Origin of the sequence: Kordia sp., from assembly GCF_045105435.1 — a bacterium.
GTDB lineage: Bacteria > Bacteroidota > Bacteroidia > Flavobacteriales > Flavobacteriaceae > Kordia.
Window position 1 is genome coordinate 1 of sequence record NZ_JBGCDL010000057.1, and the last position, 4,356, is coordinate 4,356.

Annotated in this window: 3 protein-coding genes; 2 read left to right on the forward strand and 1 reads right to left on the reverse strand. The window is 30.9% G+C overall.

From position 1 onward, the window contains the following. Positions 1 to 84 precede the first annotated feature (84 nt). Complete coding sequence (locus tag AB8B65_RS02665) at positions 85 to 606, reverse strand: 3'-5' exoribonuclease domain-containing protein (protein ID WP_405299288.1); 522 nt, start codon at positions 604 to 606, stop codon at positions 85 to 87. Between the two features lie 133 nt (positions 607 to 739). Between AB8B65_RS02665 and AB8B65_RS02670 the strand changes: the two genes are divergently transcribed. Beyond that, positions 740 to 1,948 (forward strand): hypothetical protein, encoded by a 1,209-nt coding sequence (locus AB8B65_RS02670; protein ID WP_405299289.1) that lies wholly within the window; start codon positions 740 to 742, stop codon positions 1,946 to 1,948. After that, positions 1,924 to 4,248, forward strand: a complete 2,325-nt coding sequence (locus AB8B65_RS02675; RefSeq protein WP_405299291.1) for a hypothetical protein — start codon at positions 1,924 to 1,926, stop codon at positions 4,246 to 4,248. Before AB8B65_RS02670 ends, AB8B65_RS02675 begins: the two co-directional genes overlap by 25 nt. Positions 4,249 to 4,356: the final 108 nt, after the last annotated feature.

The window sequence follows — 4,356 nt, forward strand, 5'->3', positions numbered from 1 at the left end:
TATCGAAATCTACATTGAAACACTAAATTTATTTAGAAAACATCTAGAATCTAGGTTCTAAAAATCCTGATTCCAACAAAAAACCTACTTCAAACTAATCTTTAAATCCATTTCTTTTTTCATCATTAATAAAACCTCAGCATTTCCCATTGCGTCATCAACAGGATTGTGTGTATGAACGGTTTTGCGCAAATGTTTCCACTTGGCAAACGTATCTTTTTCTAATCCGCAAAAAAGATCTGAAAGTCTTCTTGAAGAATAGCCAAATGGATTTTCACCTATAAAATGATGAAAATACCAGCAAATAAACATCCAATCAAAACCATTGTTATCACTTATAAAAATTGGTCTTCCTTTCGAGTTTTCTTGAATCCAGGTTTTAAAATCGGTCATTACAGTTTTTGGATCATCAAATTCCAACGTTTCTTCACGCGAAAATCCTGAAATTGCCAATGCTTCCGGATTGAATTGCTCCGAAATTGGTTTTATTTTTCCGTAGAACGTTCTATCAAGTGCAGGATCTACCAAAACGGCTCCAAAACAGATCATAGAATAATCACCAGGAATTGGTCCGTCCGATTCTATATCAATCATTATATAACTCATGTTTCTTTGTTTTTTAGAATAGGCAATATAAGAATTCTTAAATAGCTAGCTTTCCATTCTTACGACAAAATTAACGTGCGATAATTTCATCTTACGATATTTTTGTCGTACATTTGATTAAATTCTTAAAGCCATGAAACCGTACAAGTTATCTCCAACACAAGGTACTATTCCTGTAAATAAAATTGTTGGAAGAGAAAAAGATATTCAAAAGTTAGAAAAAATGCTTGAATCGCAAAGTGTTGTTATTGAAGAAATACGACGTATGGGAAAAACACTATTTCTACAAAAATATGGGTTTCAAGCAAAAGAAAATCAACATGTATTATACTTTACACTTCAAGGAGTAATAAGCGTAAATGAACTTATTGATATATTAATAACAGAATTAAGAAGTGAACAATCCTATAAAGGAATAAAAATAGCTTGGGATAAAATTTTCAAAATTTATAATTCAATAAAACCTGATATTGATGTTGCTGACATTACTTTCAGATTACCTGAATTTGAACGAAAATGGAAAGATGTTCTTGGAGCTTGTCTTCAAGACATTGCACACAGAAAGAAAAAAGAAAAAGAAACGCTTGTTATTATTCTTGATGAACTTCCCATCATGATTTGGAATTGGATTGTAAACGGTAAGGCTGAACAAGCCAAAGAATTCTTAGATGTCTTGCGCAAACACAGACAATTACTAGAAAGCACAGGAAGTGTTCGCTTTGTCATTTGTGGTTCTATTGGAATGCAAGTTGTTTTAAAAAGATTAAAAGATGAGCATTCATACACAGGCGAACCTTTTAACGATGCTGCTCGCTATAATATTGGAGCAATGCCAACTGAAGAAGCTTATTTTTTATGTGAATGTCTATTTCTTGACGATTTTATAATCGATTCAGAAGATAATAAAAAAGAACTTCTCAAAAACATTTGCGATTATGCTGAAAATCTTCCTTTTTATATCAATCGTATTTTTAGTATTGTCAGAAATAAATATGATGATGTCATCACTATTGACAATATAAAAGAATCTTACAATCTGCTATTAAATGATCCTCAAGAAAGCAAAGTTTTAAAACAATTAGAAGATCGTATTACTACTTATTATCATAAAGATGAAGCTAATTGTATGAAAGCAATACTGTCTTTTATTTCTCAAAGAGAAAAGAAAACTTCTCAGAAAAAGATTCTAAAAGAAATTGATTTCAAAGAAAATATTGTCAAGGAATGTCTTCACACATTACTCTCAGAAAACTATCTCATTCGTGAATTAAATGGCACTAAAAAACAATTCTCATTCAAATATCAAATTGTAAAAAAATGGTGGAACATCAACATGGCGTAAGCTCTTTTTTATCCTTTGGAGCAAAAAGTGTACAACCCGAAATTTTAGAAAAGTTACTTATTGGACGAGAAAAAGTTGCAAAAACACTCGAAAAAAAAGTCAAAAACATTGCAAAAGATGGATTGAATCATCATGCTATTGTAGTTGGTGCAAGAGGAACAGGAAAAACACATTTATTACGAATTCTATATCACAGAGCGCAACCATATATAAAAAACAAAAAAATAGTTGTCGCCTACTTTGCTGAGGAAGAATACGGAATAGCGGACTATTTGGATTTTATGGTGCGAATTTTAAATGCCTTTATTCGATGGAATGAAGAAGATGCAGATTTCCTAAATGAGCAACTCACCATATTACAAGAAACACCATCTTCTCACCAAGAAGAAACGGTTGAAAGAATCATTAAAACATATTTAGACGGAAGACCATTGTTAATTTTAGCCGAAAACTTCAACGATATTTTGGAAACATTAAAAAACAAAGGTCAGTCTAAACTAAGAGCTTGGTTATATAGAAATGAGCGCACGAGTATTATTGCCACAGCACAAGCACTAAGTGATGATATTGGCAGAGAAGATCGTCCGTTCTACGGATTCTTTGAAGAAATCCATTTACAAAAGTTAAGCTTCGATCAATCTTATGAATTATTAAAGTCTTTAGCCAAAATAGAAAAACGGGAAGATGTTTTAGAACACTTAAACACAAAAGGATTGGCACAAGTAAAAGCCATTCATAGATTGGTAAAAGGAAATCATAGATTGTTGGTCACTTTTTATGAATTTTTAAAAGCTGATTTACTATCTGATTTATCTGTTACATTCATCAAAACATTGAATGATTTAAAACCCTATTACGAAACTTATATTCGTTACTTACCGCCACAACAGCAAAAAATTCTGCGTTTTATAGCGATGGCAAAAGTGCCGCAACTTGGAAAAGAAATTGCCAGGCAATGTTTTATTGATCAAAAATCATTGTCCAAACAATTGAGTGAACTTACCAAGAAAAAACTAATTGAAGCCATTGTAGACGTAACCGACAAACGCAACAAACTCTACGACATTGCTGAACCTTTATTACGTTTGAGCATTGAAATTGGGGAACATAGAGAAGGCGTGAATGCTTTATTTATAGATTTCTTGGCTTTGTATTATGAAAATAATGAGTTGGAAGCGCAGAAAAATCGTTTTTCGGAGATGTTATCTAAATGTGTAATTGATGCTGATTTGCGTAAATACCAGTATGAAATTGATGCTAGGGAGCGTGCATTGGAAGTTCAAAAGATTTCTATTGATGAGTTAAGCCTTGCATTTAAGAAAAAAATTACTTCATTATTAGAAAATAAAAACTATAATAAAGCTTTGAGTATCTTAGAAAAAAATAAGGACATCTACTCAAAAAAACCTGCATTCTATAACTTATGGGGTATCGCTCTAGCAGAGAAAGCTGAAAATAAGAAAAATAAAGTTTTATTTTATGAAGCCATTCAAAAATTTCGAAAAGCTTATGAAATAAAGCCTGATGATTTAAAAATTTTATACAATTGGGGAACTACATTAATTAACCTATATACTTATAATAAGAGTAAAGAGGTATTAGAATCTGCTAATGAAAAATTTCAAAAATTTTATGAAATAAATCCAAAAGATTCAGATAATCTCCAGAATTGGGCATATGCAATTATCAATTTAGCTGAAATTGATAATGATGAAAAATTATATTATGATGCTTGTGAAAAATATCAAAAAGCACATGAAATAAATCCTCAAGATGAAGAAACTCTTTATAATTGGGGTAGAACACAATTTCTTTTAGCAGACAAAAACAAAAGCAAGGACTTATACAAAGCTTCTATTAAAAAATTTGAACAAATTCACATAGATAATCCTAAAAATTCTGCTAATACTTTTGCTCTAGCAACTACTCTATTAGGGTTTGCTTTACTGACTAACGATAAAAAGCTTCAAATCCGATCTACTGAAAAGTATTTTGAATATGTTCTAATTCTAACAAATGTTCAACAGATCAATACACATTTCACTAATCAAATCAATAATTCTATACAATTAATTCTATTTACAAAAAACTTCTTAAACTTAGAAAAATGCCTTCAATTAGAAAAAATTATTTCAGAAAGTCTTAGAATGCCCGAAGAACTTCAAATATCCTACAAATACCTACAAACCTACCGAAAAGTAATTTTACAAGGAGAAACACAAGCATTGTATGAATTACCAAAAGAACAACGTGAATTTTTTGAAGAGGAAATTTTAGCGAAACATAAAGAAAAAAAGTAATGAGATATTAGTAGTGAGTAGTGAGCGTTTATCAAAGCACAGTAGCGTTTCCTCCAGAGTGAGATTCCTGCCTACGCAGGAATGACAAATTGAGTAACGAAGAATAAT